A 15601-nucleotide genomic window follows, 5' to 3' on the forward strand; every position below is an offset into this window, starting at 1 on the left:
ACCAAGTCGCAAGATCTTCATCGTCCTGCATTGAAATGGACCATTAGATGGTCTACTTTTTGAATATGGACCAGAGCATGGTCCATAAAGGAGTGGTCAATGCAGGTATCCGTTACAGACGCCAAGGGGCAGCTCACCGAACTGGTCCGTCGTGCCGAGGCGGGTGATGAAGTTATCCTGACCCGTCATGGTCATGCAGCCGTGCGCCTTGTTCCCGTGAAGGCTGTCCCTGACAGGAAAAGCCGCCGGGCATTACTGGAGGCGATGCGAGCATCCGGCGCTGCCAAGGCAAAGGCCGGGTCGGATGCCGCGCGGAGCCAGGACTTCCTCTATGGCGACGATGGCCTGCCCGAATGATCGTGGTCGATACCTCGGCCCTGATGGCGATCGTTCTTGCCGAACCTCAATCCAGTGCCTGCATTGCGGCGCTGGAAGCCGAAGACGATATTCTGATCTCGGCTGGCACAATGGCCGAGGCGCTGATCGTGGCGGATAGGCGCAATGTCGGTGAGGAAATGGCCGGCCTGATCGACGGGCTCGGCTTCGAGGTCACGGCGGTGACACCAGCCTCTGGCCGACGCATAGCCGAGGCGTATGGGCGATGGGGCAAGGGTATTCATCCGGCCGGGCTCAATTTCGGCGATTGCTTTGCCTATGAAGTGGCAAAGGATCGAGCCTGCCGCTTGCTCTATGTTGGCGACGATTTTTCGAAGACCGATATCGAGAGCGCTCTATAGAGCTACGTTTATGCCCACAACGCCGCCAGATACCGGACCAGCAGATAGACCACCGTATGCGCTGCCACGTAGCACGCGGCAACGACGACAAAGAACAGCACGCTGGCGGGCCACGAGCGGGGAGGGCCTTGCCTCTTGCTCGGCCGGTTGTTCCAGATCCACAGGGCTGCACAGATAATGGCCCAGACTACGACGAACGGAACCGTGATGCCGATCAAGGCGAAGTAGGCAGGGCCAATCAGCGAAAGCCATGCCTCGAGACCAAGCATCCAGAATCTCCCCTTTGCCCGGAGTCTAATGCATGTCGCTCAAAAGTGGTCCCGGTTTTGAGAGAACGACATGCATCACCTGGATACGTTTCAGCGCGACGTGCTTTTAGACCGGCGGTAGAGGTGGAAGCGGGGGGATTATCCCTGCGTCGGATTTTCAGCCAAACCCGCAGAAGGGATGCTGTCGATGATACCGGCGCCTAATGCATGTCGCAAAAAAAGTGGCCCCGGTTTTTGAGAGAACGAAATGCATCAAACAAGCACATTAAGCGCGTCGCGTGAGTCCGTTCAAAGCGACGGGCTTTAGGTCAGATTGTGCTCCGGCCGCCAACTCGGCCGTAGCAGGTCCGAAGCGACCGGATCAGCCGCAGACCCTGACCTCTTCGACGACCCTGTGGTGATGGCGCCAGTGCCTGACCAGTTCGATATGGCAGCGGTGATGGCGATGGTGGCGCCGCCATTGGCCATCCTGGTTGTCGCTGTAGTCGTCGCCATAGTCGTCGCTATAGTCTTTGTGGCGCTGGTGATGGCGAAGAATCTGTATATCGCCATCGTCGGACGAATATTGATCGTCGTCATCGGACTGGATAGTCAGACTGGCGGCTTGCGCCGGTGCGATCAAAGCCGCCGTTCCGGCGAACGCGATCATCGAGGCGATGAGAAGGGTTTTCATTGTTGGCTCCTTGGGTTGAACATACACAACTCTCGGAGCGAACTGGTGTTCCAATGTAGGGTCCGATCGGCGAGGGGCTGCTGCTTGGGCAAAGCGTGCCGCCATGCGCTACCGGCGAGGCAGCCATTGGCGACCTTGGGAGTGACCTTGGGCAAGGACTGGCTTTGTGGGAAAAAATGGTCGGAGTGGAGAGATTCGAACTCCCGACCCTCTGGTCCCAAACCAGATGCGCTACCAGGCTGCGCTACACTCCGAGGCCCTGCGGCGTATACGGTTCCGGACCATGTCGCGCAACCCCTAAATCGTCAAACGGGGCTTGGCGGTCTGCGCTCCCGTGCAATCCTGGCTGCGATCGCCTTGGCCTGGATGCGGGCATTGGCGAAGCAGCCGCGGATGCTTGGCCGCATGCCGGTGAACCACAGGCCCGGCAGTTTCGGGTCGCTGTCGGCGCCGTTGAACAGCGGCACGCCCTTTTCGTCGAGCACGCCGAGCTTGCCCAGCATGGCCTCGAGCCCGGTGCGGTAGCCGGTCGCGGCGATGACGATATCGGGCTGGATCGTCGCGCCATCGTCGAAAACGACCGTGTCGCCGGTAAATTCCCGCACGGTTGGCAAGACGATGATCCTGCCGTCCTTGATGGCATCGACGGCGCCGTCATCGGTGGCGATGGCGGTATAATCCGACGCCAGCCGGCTTGCGCCGCCCGAAGGCGTCGGCGGCAGGCCGTAGGCCGTGAGGTCGCCGAAGGCCCATCGCTGCGTCGCCGCCATCACCGCATCGGCGAGCTTGAACGGCAGCCGCGCCAGGACCGGCGAGAACCGGTGGACGGCGATCTGGCCGAGGCGCTTGGGCAGCAGTGCCGGACCGTTGCGCGCCGACAGCCAGATCTGTCCCGTGCCGGCTGCCACCAGGTGATTGAGCACGTCGAAGCCGGAATTGCCGGCGCCGACGACCAGCACTTTCTTGCCCGCATAGGCCTTGGCGTCGCCGAATGCGGCCGAATGGATGATGCGTTCGGCAAAGGCCTTCATGCCTTTCCAGGCCGGGACGAAGGGCTGCCGGTCGCGCCCGGAGGCGATGACGACATGGCGCGCCAGCCGCGGCCCGGCACTGGTCCGCACAAGCCAGTGGTCGCCCTCGAAGCCAATCTCCTCGACCGCGATGCCGAACTCGACCGGCAGCCGGTGCATGGCGTGGAATTCGTTCAAATGGCCGATGATGGTGTTTCGGTGCGGAAAGGCAGGGGTGCCGGCAGGAAAGGAAACGCCCGGCAGCGCCGAAAGGTCGCGATGCGTGTTGAGATGCAGTCGCTCGTGCCGCCCGTGCCATGGCTCGGCCAGCCGGGCTTCCTTTTCCAACACCATCACAGGCACGCCGGTCTTGAGCAGCGCATGGGCTGCGGTCAAGCCGGCTGCCCCGGCGCCGATCACGATCGCGCCGTCGAAAATCGCTTGGCTGTCGGCCTCGGCGTGCAAAATCCCTGCGTCCATGCCTCTTTGTGTCGCCATCATGACCATGACTTTTGATGCTACGCCAGTGTATCCAGCCTATGCCGCTGTCGAAGCGACCTGGTTGCAGGCCGCTTCGGCCTTGCCGTCGGCAGTGTTGCACAGTATTGACTGAAATAAGGCGGCGCTACCGCCAACGCAGCTACGAGGTGCCCATGTCCGCGCGAATTTTCAGCCCAGCCAAAACCGCGATGCAGTCCGGCAAGGCCAAGACCGGCCATTGGGTGCTGGAATTCGATCCCGCCCAACGCAAGAAGATCGACCCGCTGATGGGCTACACCACATCGGGCGACATGCTGAGCCAGATCAGGCTGACCTTCGACACCAGGGAAGAAGCGGTGGCCTATGCCGAAAAGCAGGGGCTGGCCTTCCGTGTCGAGGAGCCGAAAGAGACCAAGCGCCGGCAGATTTCCTACGCGGAAAATTTCCGCTATGACCGCAGGATACCCTGGACGCATTGACCGGCGGTCAGCGCCTGGCACATAGACACCAGCCGGCCAAGATATCAAATGCCGGCCAGCGGTCCCGTAGCTCAGCTGGATAGAGCACCGGCCTTCTAAGCCGATGGTCACAGGTTCGAATCCTGTCGGGATCGCCAATTTTGCCGGGTCCATTCCGGACACATAGGTTACGGTTTGTACCTGGCATATGGGTAGCACTCTGAAGGTGTACGAACGAAACAGAACGACCGAGCGCTGCCCTTCCCATCCTGGCGCGTTGCTCGACGACATCGTTCCCGCCACCGGCAAGACCAAGGTGGAAATCGCCAATCTGCTCGGAATCTCGCGCCAGCAGCTCTACGACATCATCCGTGAGAAGAAGCCGGTATCGCCTGCCGTGGCCGCCCGCCTTGGCAAGATGTTCGGCGATGGTGCCGCGATCTGGCTCAGGATGCAGGCCGCGTATGATGCCTGGCATGCGGAGCGCCAAGTTGACGTTAGCGCCATCCCCGACCCTGCATACTGCCTGAAGGCAGGGCGCGTTCGCTGACGGCAGCGGTCCCGTAGCTCCGCCGGATAGAGCACCGGCCTTCTAAGCCGATGGTCGCAGGTTCGAATCCTGCCAATAATTTCAATACGTTAGGTGAGGCGTCGCGGCGCCGGAGACTGAAGGTCGTCCTTGTTAGCCATCTACCGGTAAAGTTTCGGGTATTTGGCCCTCTCGCTTTGGCAACTTGCCGATCTCTGGGCCGCCATTGCGAAAGCCCTCTCATAGGTATGGATGGCCATGTTGAACTTTCGGGGGTCTGGGGTCAGGTGTTTGTCCCGCCCATCATACAAAAGGACCGGGACTGCGAAAATTGCTTTTCCGTCTTCCGTTGGCCTCAACGCCGGACATCTTTGCCTTACGCCAACGAGGTCACCGGCCATTCTGGCGGCCAAATTTAACCTTGCATCGGACATCCGAGCCAGGAAGTTGATGTTTTGCTGTTCCCCTTGTCCGGCCGAGGCAGCCGACAATGCGAAGAAAATTCCTGCGGTGAATACAGCGAAAGCTAGACGTAGTTTCATTGTGCCCTCCCAAGTTGAGCACAAGAGAGCACGTTTGGGCTTGACAGGATAGCCGCGTGTCCAGTGCAAGTTACTGTACGGAACCTTTGCCATACGTCGACTATCAGCCAGTTGTGCGGCCAGTCAGGATAGTCGGAACGCGGCGCGCCTTCGGGTGTTATAGGAGATGGCACCGAAGACGCCCACCATTGCGCGCATCTGGCGCGGCAGGACCTTGCCCGACAAGGCCGATGCCTATGAGCGCTACAATTACGAGGCCGGCATCAAGCCGCTGATCGAGAAAGCGCTTGGCGTGCAGACTTTTCGCGAGGACACGCCGACGCATTCGGAATTCGTCACCATCTCCTATTGGGAGAGCGTCGAGGCGATGGCCGCCTTTACCGGCGGCGATCCGCAAAGCATCCACCATCTCGACCGCGACAAGGAGTTCCTGATCGAATTGCCGAAGGGTGTCCAGGTGTTGCGCATCCTTTCCAGCCACGGAATGGTTGGCGGCAGCTGATGTTTGCGGGCTTTGACGCCAGGACCGTTCAAATGGAGGAGACATCGATCTTCGTCAGGGCCGGTGGCTCAGGGCCGCCGCTGCTGCTCCTGCATGGCTTTCCCGAAACGCATGTGATGTGGCGCGACATAGCGCTGGCCCTGGCCTCGCACTTCAGCGTGGTTGCCGCCGATCTCAGGGGCTACGGACAAAGCGGCTGTCCGGCTTCCGGAGCCAATCATGCCGCCTATTCCAAACGAGCGATGGCGCGCGACATGGTGCAGGTTATGGACGTTCTAGGCTTCGACCGCTTCACGGTTGCCGGCCATGACCGTGGCGGCCGCGTCGCCTACCGGCTGGCGCTCGACCATCCCGAAACCGTGTCGAAAGTCGCCGTTCTCGACATCGTCCCCACGGCCTCCGCCTGGGATCGGGCCGATGCCAGGTTGGCGCTGGCCTTCTGGCCGTGGAGCCTGCTCGCCCAGCCGGAACCGCTGCCTGAGCGCCTGTTGTCCGCAGCACCCGACGCAGTTGTCGACAATGCGATCGCCGGCTGGGGCTCGGCTCCAGATGCTTTTCCCGCTGAGGTCAGGGCCGCCTATATCGAGGCGCTGCGTGATCCCGCCCATGTCCACGCCATCTGCGAGGAATATCGCGCCGCCGCAGGCATCGACCGCGAGCACGACGCGCAGGACCAGGCTGATGGCTGTCGCATCAGATGCCCGCTGCTTGCGCTCTGGAGCGGCGAGGGCGGGTTGGAGAACTGGTATGCGGAGGAGGGCGGCCCGTTGGCGATCTGGCGGCAATGGGCTGATAACGTCGAAGGCGGCTCGGTCAAGGGTGGGCATTTCTTCCCGGAAGAGCACCCCGAAGACACGGCTGCAAGGCTGTCGAGATTCTTCGCAAGCTGACGGCGGACCGATTGCTAAATCCGGCCCTGTGTAGTCCTGTGTCGACTATCTCAGATGCCCGAGGGACTGCAGGATCAAAGTGCTCGAAAGACCAAGCAGGGCGATACCGTAAAACCGGTCGATCCACACGGCGTTTGGCCCAGCCAGAAGCCTTGCAGCCCGCGCGCCAAGGGCTGCGTAAAACGTCAGCACAAACACATCGGCAAGCGCGGCGATAATGGCCAGGATGCCATACTGGATCGCGATCGGCTCATCCACGCGGACAAAATGCGGCAGGATCGCGGGGAAAAGCAGCCAGGCCGCCGGATTTGTGACCGCCACCAAGAAGCAGCGCCCAATGAGTGCCTTGGCTGAATGGCGTGTTTCGGGAAGGTTAGCGTTGAACGAAGGTCGGGATGCGGTGCGCAGGGTACCGATGGCGACGAAAAGCAGATAGCCCGCGCCGAACATCCTGAGAGCCGAGAGATAGAATTCCGAAGCCAGCAAAAGAGCGCCGAAGCCCAGCGCGACGATGCTGATAAGAACGAAATCAGACAGTACGACGCCGGCCATGCCGAGAAACGCGCGTCGAAAACCGTAGCGGGAGCCGTTGGTGATGGCGAGCACGACGTCCGGTCCCGGAACCGCCATTCCGAGCACCGACACGAAGGCAAATGTCACCAGCGGCAGGTTTCCCATGACGCCGCGTAATGTACCCGGCGCTCACCGTCCGTAACGCCCTTCACACAGCGGCTTGGCTATCGCCGATTGTTGTTGGCCACCTTGGCTCAGTGCCCGCCGCGCATCTTCACCACCACAGTCCGCACCGCCAGCACCAGCACGGTGATGATGATCAGGATCACCGAGAGCGCGGCGATCGCCGGGTCGATGTTGTCGCGCAGGCCCATCCACATCAGCCGCGGCAGCGTGATGGCGTTGACCGAGGTGATGAACAGGGTGACGCCGATCTCTTCCCAGGACAGCACGAAGGACAGCAGCGCGGCGGTGACGATGCCGAACCTGATGTTGGGCATGATGATGCGCGTGGCGCGCTCCCACACACCGGCGCCAAGGCCGCGCGCGGCAAGGTCGATGCGGCGGTCGAGCTGGCTGAGCGAGACCAGGATCAGCACCGTGGCGAAAGGCACCGTCATCACCGAATGCGCCATGGCGACGCCAAGCCAGGTGTCGTAGCCGAAGAACGAGCTCATGCCCGAGATCGACGTCAGCAGGAAGTAGAGCGTGATCGCCGAGACCACCGGCGGCACCACCATCGGCAACAGCACGAAGCCGACAAGGGTGGCCGTGAAGCGCGGCTGGAACATCCAGACGCCAAGGCTGAAGCACAGCGCCAGCACGGTGGAGATGACGCTGCTGACGATGCCGATGCGGATCGACAGCAGGATGGCGTCGAGCCAGCGCGGATCCTCGATCAGCGCGCGGTAGTGGCGCAGCGACAGCTCGCCCGTCGGCATCGCCAGCATGCGGCTTGGCGTCAGCGACACCGGGATGACCGCCAACAGCGGCAGCAGCAGGAACAGTGCCACCAGCACGGCGAGGATCAGCGAGACGGGACCGGGGCGATAGGTCGGCATCAGATCAGTTGCTTCGGTCTGACATAGCGGAACAGCAGCGCCATGAGCGCGCCGACGAACAGCACCAGCACGACGCTGATCGCCGCGCCCAGTCCCCAATCGGGACTCTGGAAGATGCGCAGATAGATCAGCTCGGCGATCATCACGCTGCGGCCGCCGCCGAGGATCGCCGGCGTGACGAAGAAGCCGAGCGAGAAGACGAACACGATCATCGCCGAACCGATGATGCCGGAGCGCGTCATCGGCACGAACACGGTCCAGAAGGTGCGCATACGGCTGGAGCCGAGCCCGCGCGCCGCGAGCAGCACGCGCTCGTCGAGGCTGCGCATGGCGGAGGCCAGCGGGAACACCGCGAAGGGAATGAGGAAATGCGTCATGCCGACGATGACGCCGAACTCGTTGCGCACCAGCGCCAGCGGCTCGGAGATGAAGCCGATCGATTGCAGCCAGGTGTTGATCAGGCCGCGGTTGGACAAAAGCGCCACCCAGCCGAAGGCGCGGGTCAGCACCGAGATCCAGAAGGGGACGAGAATGCAGAATTCAGCGATTATGCGCTGTGCCGGGCTGCCGCGCACCCACACCATGGTGATGGCGTATGCCGCCGCCACGGAAACCACGGTGACGATCAGCGCGATGCGCAGCGTGCGGATGAACACAGACTGCACCAGGGCATCGGTGGCGAGCGCGCCATACTGGCCGAGCCCCGGTGTCGGCAAGGTGACGCTCCACTTGACGACGCCGAGGAACGGCCAGGCGTAGGCCAGCACAAGGAACAGGAGCAGCGGCGCCATCAGCACCGCCGCGCCCATCCTGTCGGAGAGGGTGCCTCTCATCGAAGCTCGTGCCCGGCCTGGTCAGGCCGAGATGATCTTGGTGTATTCGTCGAGTGCTGCCCCGTAATTCTTGGCGTACCAGTCCATGTCGAGCGCGATCTGCTTCTTCATGTTTTCGGGATCGACCGGGTTGATGCGCTTCTTGTCGGCGGGGATCAGCGCATCGGCGGCCGGATTGGCCGGACCCTGTCCGAGCTTGTCGAACATCACCAGTTGCTTTTGCGGATCCTGGGCGCTGGCGATGAACTTCATCGCTGCGTCCTTGCCGCCGGGGTTGCCCTTGAGCACGGCCAGCGCGCCGGGCGAAATCAGGCCCTGATCCCAGATGAACTTGATCTTGCCGCCCGAGTCCTGCTCGATCAGCGAGGCGCGGGTCGACCACACGATCGCCATCGAGGCTTCGCCGTTGAGCAGCACGCTCTGGCTCTCGGCGCCGCCGCCCCAGTAAGCCACGACGTTTTCCTTGAAAGCGGCGATCTTGTCATGCGCGCGCTTCAGGTCGAGCGGGTAGAGCGAGGCCGGCGCGATGCCGTCTGCGAGAAGTGCGGCTTCCCAGCTCGACACGCCCCATTTGTAGAGCGAGCGCTTGCCCGGAAACTTCTTCACGTCGAAGAAGTCGGCCATGCCGGTCGGCGCGTCCTTGCCGTATTTCTCCGAGTCATAGGCGATGACGTAGGAGAAGAAATAGGTCGAGGCCGCGTATTCCCAGCCGAAGCCGTCGCGCATCTTCTTCTTGTCGACGATGGCATAGTCGATCGGCTCGAGCGCACCCTGGGCGCCGAGCGTGATGGCCGAGAACGGGTCGACATCGACGAGATCCCAGGTCGGCGCGCCGCTCTTGAACTGTGCGGCAATCGCGCCTTCGGTCGGGCCCGAACCGTCCATCTTGACGGCGATGCCGGTCTCCTTGGTGAAGGCCTGGCCATAGGCGGCGTCATAAGCGGTGAGGGCATCGCCACCCCAGTTGACCAGCACCAGTTCCTTGGCCTGCGCAAACGCGCCGGTCGAGCGCAGCAGCATCGGCGTGCCGGCCAGCACGAAGGCTGCAAGCTGGGTGAATTGCCGGCGCGAAATCTCGCCGCGCACAGCCCGGGCGGATAGCGCGTCCATGGCTTGTTTTTTGCTTTGGTCTGTCATTTTAGTTCCCCTTTTTCGTTGTTGGTTCCGGTGGTTATGGCGCGCTCCAGATTCTTTGCTGGAAGACTTCGCCGTTCTCGTCGTCATCCTCCGTCCGGAAGGAGGAAACCCTTTTCCGCCGGCCAGGTCAGCCAGACGGAATTGCCTTGGCTCAGCGCCGCCGCCGCGACCTCGTTCGGCACCGAGACGGTCACCTTGGCGCCCTGGCGTGTCGTCAGATCGAGTTTGGTCGCCGCACCCAGATAGGTCGAGCCGATGGCGGTGGCGGCAATGCCGTTCTCGCCGGCGGCGGCTTCGCGCGTGATCGACATATGTTCGGGCCGGATCGCCAATATGGCATCGCCACGGACTTTCTCGGCCTTGCAGAGCATGTTGACCGCGCGGTCCTCGCAGAGGCCCGTCGAGCCATTGTCGGCGGGCTTGACCCCCTTCAACGGCAGCATGTTGATCTCGCCAAGGAACTCGGCGACGAAGCGGTTGTCCGGCCGGTCGTAGACCTCGTCCGGCGCTCCGACCTGCAGCAATTTTCCGTGGTTGAAGATGGCGACGCGCGACGACAGCGCCAGCGCCTCGCTCTGGTCGTGGGTGACGAAGACGAAGGTGGTGCCGGTCTCCTGATGCAGCCGCTTCATCTCGGCCTGCATCTGGCCGCGCAGGCTCTTGTCGAGCGCCGAGAACGGCTCGTCGAGGAGCAGCACGCCGGGTTCGAACACCAGCGCGCGCGCCAGTGCCACGCGCTGCTGCTGGCCGCCGGAAAGCTGCGCCGGCAGTTTCGTCTCATGGCCCTTGAGGCCGACGCGCTCGATCATCTCGGCAACGCGGCGCTTGATCTCGGAAGCCGATTTCTTGCGTACCTTGAGCGGGAAGGCGATGTTGGCCTCGACCGACATGTGCGGGAACAGCGCATAGCCCTGGAAGACCATGCCGGCGGCACGCTGTTCGGCCGGCCGCTCGGTGATGTCGATGCCGTCGCTGAAAAGCTTGCCGGCGGTCGGTTGCACGAAGCCGGCGAGGATCATCAGGAATGTGGTCTTGCCCGAGCCGGAGGGACCGAGCAGCGTCAAAAACTCGCCGCGGCCGATATTGAGCGTCAGATCGTCCAGCGCCTGGAACGAGCCGAAGCTCTTGCCGATCCCGATTGCCTTGATCTCTGCGGCCCGGCCGGGTTGCTGCATCCTGCCTCTTCCTTGATCGTGGCTTGAGCGTAGGGCAGTGCGCCGGCTCACCGCAACCGAATAGTTTTCGCCAGATCGGCAAATTTGATTCACGGATGGGAGGCTAGTACGGGCTGATCCGGTTCTCCGACAGCTTCGACCTCAACCACCCATTGAATGCTTCCAGCACCGGGTGGCTGGCCTTGGCATGTTCCGACACCAGGAAATACGAGCGCGGCGAGGGGATCGCGATGTCGAAGGGGCGCACCAGACGGCCTTCGCTCAGCGCCCGGCGGCTGGTCAGCTCGTCGCCCATGGCGATGCCCTGGCCGGCGATCGCCGCGGAAAAAACGAGGTTCATGTCCGAGAAGAAGATGCCGCCTTCGGTGTCGGGGTTTTCCACCTTGGACAGCGCCAGCCAGCGCGCCCAGTCCTCGGTGTCGCCGAGATGCAGGAGATTGGCGCGCAGCACGTCGGCCGGTTTTGAAAAGCCGCCGACCTTGTTGAGCAGTGTCGGGCTGCAAAGTGGCGTGAACGAGATTTCGCACAGCAACTCCACCGAGCGGTTCGGCCAGTTGCCGACGCCAAAGGCAATGAAGGCATCGGCGTCCGGATTGCTGACATCGTCCAGCCGCCGCGGCGTCAGGATCGACAGCGCCACGTCCGGATACATTTGCCGGAACTCGCCGATATGCGTGCATAAAAACAGAGAGGCGAAGCCCGGCGTGCAGGAAACGGCGAACGAGCCGCCGACGCCCGTGCCGGCCTGGCGCGTCACCGCATCGCCGAGCACCGTCAGCGCCTTTCTCACATCGGCGGCATAGCGCTGGCCGCGCGGTGTCAGCGCCACGCCCTTGCCGATGCGCTCCAGCAGGTCGAAGCCGAGGTCGCGTTCGAGCAGCCGCAACTGATGGCTGACGGCGCTGCGGGTCAAATGCAGTTCATCGGCTGCGCGCCAGACACTGCCGTGACGGGCAAAACTGTCGAGGGCGCGCAACGCCTGTGTGGAAGGTATTCGCAAGAGGCCTCAGGTGAACCGAATTTGCATGAACCGGAAAAACATATCACTTTTTGCAATGCCGCTTCACTGCTTTCTTGGGGCGCATGGAGAAACCGGTGACGACCTCGGCGCAAGCCACCGCGCTTGCCTGTCTCGATGGCATCCAACCGTCGCTGTCGGCGTGGACGCGCGCCATTTTCGATTTCGGGGAAACCGCCTGGCGCGAATACCAGTCGGCGGCCTGGTATGTGGCGCGGCTGAAGCATGAGGGCTTTTCGGTCGAGGAAGGGTCGGCCGGCATGCCGACCGCCTTTTGTGCCCACTGGACGAATGGCCCGGGGCCGACCATCGGCATGTACGGCGAATACGACGCCGTGCCCGGCAACTGCCAGGACGCGGCAACGGTGAAGCGATCGCGGCCGGGCCTTGGCGTCGAGGCCGGCGGCCACACCGATCCGCATTCCGGGCTCGGCATTGCCGGCCTCGGCGGACTTCTCGCCGCCAAGGCGGCAATGCAACGCCACGGCATCGAGGGGACGCTGCGCTTCACCGGCGAGCCGGCCGAGAAGGTCAGGGGCTCGAAGCCGATCCATGCGGCCAAGGGCTACTATGACGGCCTTGCCGGTATGATCTCCTTCCACCCCTTCTATATGCTGCCGCTCTGCAACACGGCGCGCTGGGACACGCATTGCGGCGCCGCCTATGCCATGATCTACCGTTTTGTCTGCGACGAACCCGAAAAATGGGTTCGCGCAAGCGATGGCGCGCCGATCCCGCAGGCGCATTCGGCGGTGCGGGCGCCCGGCGCCAATGACGCGCTGATGACGATGTACATGGCCTCCAAGGCGCTGCGCGATTCCATGCTACCCCACCAGGGCGGCTGGTCGATCAGCGAGGCGATCCTCACCGCCGGGCAGGCGACCGCCGACAATCTGCCGGCGGGGCTGGCCGAGATCCAGTACATGATCCGCGTGCCGACCATTGCCATGGCAGAGCAGGTCACCGCGGTGCTCGACCGTAATGCGGCCGCGGCCGCGGCGATCAGCGGTTGTCGCCATGAGCGCCATTGGGTGTCGAAGTCGCGGCCGGGCCTCGCCAATCACGCCATGGCAGGGATTGCCTATGAGGCGCTGTCCACCGTTGGCGCTCCGAACTGGGACGAGGCGGCGAAAGCGATCGGTCGCGAGGTCCAGGTCAATGCCGGCGGCACCGCGACCGACAACCCTTTCATCGACGAGATGGAGCGGCTGGTTGCGCCGCAAGAGGCTGAGGCAATCCTGCGCCGCGATTTGCCTCCGTCGCAGATCAACTCGACCTCCGACGACTACACCGACATGTCGTGGCACACGCCGACCGCACGCTTCTATGTCGCCCGCCCGGCGCTGCGCTCGGCGAATGGCCATGCCTATCCATCCTGGGCGATGAACGCGCTGGGCGGTATCTCGGCCACCATCGACCCGATGGTCATTTGCGCCGCCAAGACGGTTGCGCTTGCAGCCCTCCGCCTGCTCGAGGACAAGTCCGCGCGCGATGCGGCCATGGACGAATTCGTCACCCGCACTGGCGGCGGCGTCGGCGGCTCGAACTGGATCGCGCCGCTTTGCGACTATGACCCGCCGATCAATTTCCGCTGGCCGGAATATGTCACCACCGCGCGCGGACGCGATTGGTGGATTCCGAGCAGCCAATCCAATCAAGCTGCATAGTCAAATCGAGGAGAACCTTATGACCGTCCATGACCGCATCGTCGCCGAACCGTTCTCGCTGCAGCGCCGCAATCCCGCCGGCGGCACCAAGCCGCTGACGTCATGGGGCTTTGCCAACGAGACCGACGTGCTGACAGACGTGTTGCTCGGCTCGCCAAACTTCCTGCGCCACCTCTCGACCAGCTCGCTGTCGCGCAAGCATTTGCGCGAAGCGCCCTGCAACGTCCAGATCGCGCAGGCGCAGCACAAGGACCTCGTCGCCGCCTACGAGCATTTCGGCGTCAACATCCACTGGCACGAGCCGACGCCGGAACTGCCGATGCAGGTCTATTCCAGAGACTCCAGCGTCATGACGCCCTACGGCGCCTTCATCACCGCCATGGCCAATTGGTGGCGGCGCGGCGAGAACTATGCCGCCATCCGCACCTATGAAAAGCTCGGCATCCCCATCTACGACATGGTCACGGCTGGCACCTTCGAAGGCGGCGACTTCAACGTCATCGAGGAGGGCGTGGTGCTGATCGGCTGCGGCGGCGCCCGCACGCAGGAAGAGGGCGCCCGGCAGGTGCAGGACTGGTTCGAAAAGGAAGGCTGGGAAACGCGCCTCGCCTTCATCGACGAATACTATGTCCATATCGATCTGATGGTGGTGCCGATCGCTGAAAAGCTCACCGCGGTGTGCCTCGCCTGCACCGAGCCCGGCATTGTCGACTGGCTGAAGGGCAAGGGCCACGAGATCATCGACGTGCCCTTCCAGGACACGATGGCGCTCGGCTGCAACTTCATGTCGCTGGGCAAGGACAGGGTCATCGCGCCGACGTCGAGCCAGTCGCTGATCGGCCAGCTCAAGGCACGCGGCTTCGAGGTTGCTGCCGTCGACATGAGTGAGATTTCCAAGACCGGCGGCGGCATTCACTGCATGGCGCAGGCGCTCAAGCGCGAGCCGGCGTAAGGGCACGAATTGCCGCCGGGACCTGTGACGGACTGCTGTCAGATTTGACAAAACAGGCCTGGCAGAGGAAATTGATGCCATTAGAGGAGGGATTCTGTGAAGAAAATTTACGAAAAGCCGAGTCTGGCCAAAGCCGGCAAACTCGGATCGCTGGTCGCTTCAAACCCGTCGAAGCCCGCCCCCTGAGCGCAACCAGCCGCTGAAGGCCGAAATTCGGTCGTCCTGGTTACCGGCGAGCGGATCGCGCTGTATGATTGAAGGGAGCCCGCCGGCTTTGAACGGCGGGCTTTTTGCTTTGCGCCAGAGCGCCGCCGCGTCAACTGGCTAGCCCAGTCTTCCCGACCCTGAATTGAACTTGCGCCGGGCGTTTTCCAGATGCGCGCGCATCGCCTGCCGGCCGCTTCCGGGTCGTGGCGCTCGATCGCCTCGAACACCGCCTGGTGGCCGGCAAAACTCCCGCGGTTTTCGATCTCCGTATTGGCCACGTGGATGCGCTGGTTGATCAGCCATTCGACCTAGCCGATGATTTGAAAACCAAGCCAGCTTTCCCAAAAGATCATGCCCAAACAAAGCCATAGCGCGAAGACCACATGCGCGCCGTTCCCGCCCGCTCGGCGATCAGGGAGTGGCTGGCGTGAGATGGCCGCGCTGACGACGGAACGAGATCGCCTCGTCTGGCCGGCCGGACTCGCGACGGCGTGGTCCGGCCGGAACTCCATCTGCTATGCGGGTATCAATACGGCGATGCGATGCACGCCGACCTCCTTGCTTGTATTCGTCGCTTCATCGGTCTTGCCCTTGGAGCAGGTGTACATATCACCCGTCTTGAGCTTGAATTCCTTGTCCGCTTTCTTGATCGTGAATGCACCTGAGGTAATGGTGCACACCATGTCGTTGTCCATCACGGTTTGAGGAGCATGTGCTCCGGGCTGAAACACAACGTCGATAATTGCGATGCTCTTGTAGGCGGGAATGTCAGCATTGCCGGTGCCGACCTCCACCACCCTGACACCGGGCGCAATCTCCTTGCCCTCTTTCGGGCCGTATTTCTTGATTTTTGCCGATGCCGCCAAGGTGAACAAAGGCGCTACCGCGGCGGTCGTCAGACCGAGGGCAATTGCAGACCTGCGATTCATGGTTTTCATTGCATCCTCC

19 protein-coding genes and 3 tRNA genes are annotated in these 15601 nt (G+C 62.7%); 10 read left to right on the forward strand and 12 right to left on the reverse strand.

Going from position 1 to position 15601, the window contains the following annotated elements:
- The first annotated feature begins 99 nt into the window (after nucleotides 1-99).
- Nucleotides 100-357 (forward strand): type II toxin-antitoxin system Phd/YefM family antitoxin, encoded by a 258-nt coding sequence (locus NKJ78_RS08240; protein WP_352459609.1) that lies wholly within the window; start codon nucleotides 100-102, stop codon nucleotides 355-357.
- Nucleotides 354-737 carry a type II toxin-antitoxin system VapC family toxin gene (locus tag NKJ78_RS08245; RefSeq protein ID WP_023738657.1) on the forward strand — a complete coding sequence of 128 codons (384 nt, stop codon included), beginning with the start codon at nucleotides 354-356 and terminating at the stop codon, nucleotides 735-737. Before NKJ78_RS08240 ends, NKJ78_RS08245 begins: the two co-directional genes overlap by 4 nt.
- Nucleotides 738-745: 8 nt before the next feature.
- On the opposite strand, the gene NKJ78_RS08250 is transcribed toward NKJ78_RS08245, so the two are convergent.
- The 4 genes from NKJ78_RS08250 to NKJ78_RS08265 all read right to left on the reverse strand — a co-directional run bounded on the left by NKJ78_RS08250 (nucleotide 746) and on the right by NKJ78_RS08265 (nucleotide 3169).
- Nucleotides 746-1006, reverse strand: a complete 261-nt coding sequence (locus NKJ78_RS08250) for a hypothetical protein (RefSeq protein ID WP_023738658.1) — start codon at nucleotides 1004-1006, stop codon at nucleotides 746-748.
- A gap of 361 nt (nucleotides 1007-1367) precedes the next feature.
- Nucleotides 1368-1679 carry a hypothetical protein gene (locus NKJ78_RS08255; RefSeq protein WP_023689055.1) on the reverse strand — a complete coding sequence of 104 codons (312 nt, stop codon included), beginning with the start codon at nucleotides 1677-1679 and terminating at the stop codon, nucleotides 1368-1370.
- A 177-nt stretch (nucleotides 1680-1856) separates the two neighbouring features.
- Nucleotides 1857-1933, reverse strand: a tRNA-Pro gene (locus NKJ78_RS08260).
- A 51-nt stretch (nucleotides 1934-1984) separates the two neighbouring features.
- On the reverse strand, nucleotides 1985-3169 hold the full coding sequence (locus NKJ78_RS08265; RefSeq protein ID WP_352459608.1) for a flavin-containing monooxygenase: 1185 nt from the start codon (nucleotides 3167-3169) through the stop codon (nucleotides 1985-1987).
- A 173-nt stretch (nucleotides 3170-3342) separates the two neighbouring features.
- On the opposite strand from NKJ78_RS08265, the gene NKJ78_RS08270 reads away from it, so the two are divergent.
- From NKJ78_RS08270 to NKJ78_RS08295, 6 genes are all read left to right on the forward strand, one after another.
- Entirely contained in the window at nucleotides 3343-3648 is a 306-nt protein-coding gene (locus tag NKJ78_RS08270; RefSeq protein WP_023670294.1) for an ETC complex I subunit, read from the forward strand.
- A 60-nt stretch (nucleotides 3649-3708) separates the two neighbouring features.
- Nucleotides 3709-3785, forward strand: a tRNA-Arg gene (locus tag NKJ78_RS08275).
- Between the two features lie 50 nt (nucleotides 3786-3835).
- Nucleotides 3836-4177 carry a HigA family addiction module antitoxin gene (locus NKJ78_RS08280; RefSeq protein ID WP_352459607.1) on the forward strand — a complete coding sequence of 114 codons (342 nt, stop codon included), beginning with the start codon at nucleotides 3836-3838 and terminating at the stop codon, nucleotides 4175-4177.
- A 15-nt stretch (nucleotides 4178-4192) separates the two neighbouring features.
- Nucleotides 4193-4251: transfer RNA gene (locus tag NKJ78_RS08285), tRNA-Arg, on the forward strand.
- 613 nt (nucleotides 4252-4864) lie between these two features.
- Complete coding sequence (locus tag NKJ78_RS08290) at nucleotides 4865-5200, forward strand: antibiotic biosynthesis monooxygenase family protein (RefSeq protein WP_352459606.1); 336 nt, start codon at nucleotides 4865-4867, stop codon at nucleotides 5198-5200.
- The gene (locus tag NKJ78_RS08295) at nucleotides 5200-6090 is read left to right on the forward strand and encodes an alpha/beta fold hydrolase (RefSeq protein ID WP_502896790.1); all 891 of its coding nucleotides are present in this window, start codon (nucleotides 5200-5202) and stop codon (nucleotides 6088-6090) included. Before NKJ78_RS08290 ends, NKJ78_RS08295 begins: the two co-directional genes overlap by 1 nt.
- Before the next feature lie 45 nt (nucleotides 6091-6135).
- Here NKJ78_RS08295 and NKJ78_RS08300 read toward each other — a convergent pair whose 3' ends face one another.
- The 6 genes from NKJ78_RS08300 to NKJ78_RS08325 form a co-directional block, all read right to left on the reverse strand.
- On the reverse strand, nucleotides 6136-6768 hold the full coding sequence (locus NKJ78_RS08300) for a LysE family translocator (protein ID WP_023715104.1): 633 nt from the start codon (nucleotides 6766-6768) through the stop codon (nucleotides 6136-6138).
- A gap of 89 nt (nucleotides 6769-6857) precedes the next feature.
- On the reverse strand, nucleotides 6858-7664 hold the full coding sequence (locus NKJ78_RS08305; protein WP_352459604.1) for an ABC transporter permease: 807 nt from the start codon (nucleotides 7662-7664) through the stop codon (nucleotides 6858-6860).
- Nucleotides 7664-8497 (reverse strand): ABC transporter permease, encoded by an 834-nt coding sequence (locus NKJ78_RS08310; RefSeq protein ID WP_023670301.1) that lies wholly within the window; start codon nucleotides 8495-8497, stop codon nucleotides 7664-7666. The genes NKJ78_RS08305 and NKJ78_RS08310 overlap by 1 nt, the downstream gene beginning before the upstream one ends.
- A 21-nt stretch (nucleotides 8498-8518) precedes the next feature.
- Nucleotides 8519-9634 carry an ABC transporter substrate-binding protein gene (locus NKJ78_RS08315; protein WP_352459603.1) on the reverse strand — a complete coding sequence of 372 codons (1116 nt, stop codon included), beginning with the start codon at nucleotides 9632-9634 and terminating at the stop codon, nucleotides 8519-8521.
- An 83-nt stretch (nucleotides 9635-9717) separates the two neighbouring features.
- Nucleotides 9718-10809: an ABC transporter ATP-binding protein gene (locus tag NKJ78_RS08320; protein ID WP_023743842.1), complete on the reverse strand. Its 1092-nt coding sequence runs from the start codon at nucleotides 10807-10809 to the stop codon at nucleotides 9718-9720.
- A gap of 103 nt (nucleotides 10810-10912) precedes the next feature.
- Nucleotides 10913-11809: a LysR substrate-binding domain-containing protein gene (locus NKJ78_RS08325; protein ID WP_023684774.1), complete on the reverse strand. Its 897-nt coding sequence runs from the start codon at nucleotides 11807-11809 to the stop codon at nucleotides 10913-10915.
- A gap of 83 nt (nucleotides 11810-11892) precedes the next feature.
- On the opposite strand from NKJ78_RS08325, the gene NKJ78_RS08330 reads away from it, so the two are divergent.
- Both NKJ78_RS08330 and NKJ78_RS08335 read left to right on the forward strand, forming a co-directional pair.
- Nucleotides 11893-13494, forward strand: coding sequence for a zinc-binding metallopeptidase family protein (locus tag NKJ78_RS08330; protein ID WP_352459602.1), 1602 nt, complete (start codon nucleotides 11893-11895; stop codon nucleotides 13492-13494).
- A gap of 19 nt (nucleotides 13495-13513) precedes the next feature.
- Nucleotides 13514-14446, forward strand: coding sequence for a dimethylarginine dimethylaminohydrolase family protein (locus NKJ78_RS08335; RefSeq protein WP_023693913.1), 933 nt, complete (start codon nucleotides 13514-13516; stop codon nucleotides 14444-14446).
- A 107-nt stretch (nucleotides 14447-14553) separates the two neighbouring features.
- Here the strand turns inward: NKJ78_RS08335 and NKJ78_RS08340 are convergent, their stop codons facing one another.
- Nucleotides 14554-14931, reverse strand: a complete 378-nt coding sequence (locus NKJ78_RS08340) for a hypothetical protein (protein ID WP_352459601.1) — start codon at nucleotides 14929-14931, stop codon at nucleotides 14554-14556.
- Between the two features lie 237 nt (nucleotides 14932-15168).
- Entirely contained in the window at nucleotides 15169-15591 is a 423-nt protein-coding gene (locus NKJ78_RS08345) for a hypothetical protein (RefSeq protein ID WP_023684778.1), read from the reverse strand.
- Between the last annotated feature and the right edge of the window lie 10 nt (nucleotides 15592-15601).

The organism is Mesorhizobium sp. M0037, assembly GCF_040323635.1.
Lineage (GTDB): Bacteria > Pseudomonadota > Alphaproteobacteria > Rhizobiales > Rhizobiaceae > Mesorhizobium.

Coding starts and splice junctions, on each gene's coding strand:
- NKJ78_RS08290 (WP_352459606.1), top strand. CDS start 4,865: ATGGCACCGAAGACGCCCACCATTGCGCGCATCTGGCGCGGCAGGACC.
- NKJ78_RS08240 (WP_352459609.1), top strand. CDS start 100: ATGCAGGTATCCGTTACAGACGCCAAGGGGCAGCTCACCGAACTGGTC.
- NKJ78_RS08345 (WP_023684778.1), bottom strand. CDS start 15,591: ATGAAAACCATGAATCGCAGGTCTGCAATTGCCCTCGGTCTGACGACC.
- NKJ78_RS08265 (WP_352459608.1), bottom strand. CDS start 3,169: ATGGACGCAGGGATTTTGCACGCCGAGGCCGACAGCCAAGCGATTTTC.
- NKJ78_RS08330 (WP_352459602.1), top strand. CDS start 11,893: ATGGAGAAACCGGTGACGACCTCGGCGCAAGCCACCGCGCTTGCCTGT.
- NKJ78_RS08310 (WP_023670301.1), bottom strand. CDS start 8,497: ATGAGAGGCACCCTCTCCGACAGGATGGGCGCGGCGGTGCTGATGGCG.
- NKJ78_RS08270 (WP_023670294.1), top strand. CDS start 3,343: ATGTCCGCGCGAATTTTCAGCCCAGCCAAAACCGCGATGCAGTCCGGC.
- NKJ78_RS08250 (WP_023738658.1), bottom strand. CDS start 1,006: ATGCTTGGTCTCGAGGCATGGCTTTCGCTGATTGGCCCTGCCTACTTC.
- NKJ78_RS08245 (WP_023738657.1), top strand. CDS start 354: ATGATCGTGGTCGATACCTCGGCCCTGATGGCGATCGTTCTTGCCGAA.
- NKJ78_RS08315 (WP_352459603.1), bottom strand. CDS start 9,634: ATGACAGACCAAAGCAAAAAACAAGCCATGGACGCGCTATCCGCCCGG.
- NKJ78_RS08300 (WP_023715104.1), bottom strand. CDS start 6,768: ATGGGAAACCTGCCGCTGGTGACATTTGCCTTCGTGTCGGTGCTCGGA.
- NKJ78_RS08280 (WP_352459607.1), top strand. CDS start 3,836: ATGGGTAGCACTCTGAAGGTGTACGAACGAAACAGAACGACCGAGCGC.
- NKJ78_RS08255 (WP_023689055.1), bottom strand. CDS start 1,679: ATGAAAACCCTTCTCATCGCCTCGATGATCGCGTTCGCCGGAACGGCG.
- NKJ78_RS08305 (WP_352459604.1), bottom strand. CDS start 7,664: ATGCCGACCTATCGCCCCGGTCCCGTCTCGCTGATCCTCGCCGTGCTG.
- NKJ78_RS08320 (WP_023743842.1), bottom strand. CDS start 10,809: ATGCAGCAACCCGGCCGGGCCGCAGAGATCAAGGCAATCGGGATCGGC.
- NKJ78_RS08335 (WP_023693913.1), top strand. CDS start 13,514: ATGACCGTCCATGACCGCATCGTCGCCGAACCGTTCTCGCTGCAGCGC.
- NKJ78_RS08295 (WP_502896790.1), top strand. CDS start 5,200: ATGTTTGCGGGCTTTGACGCCAGGACCGTTCAAATGGAGGAGACATCG.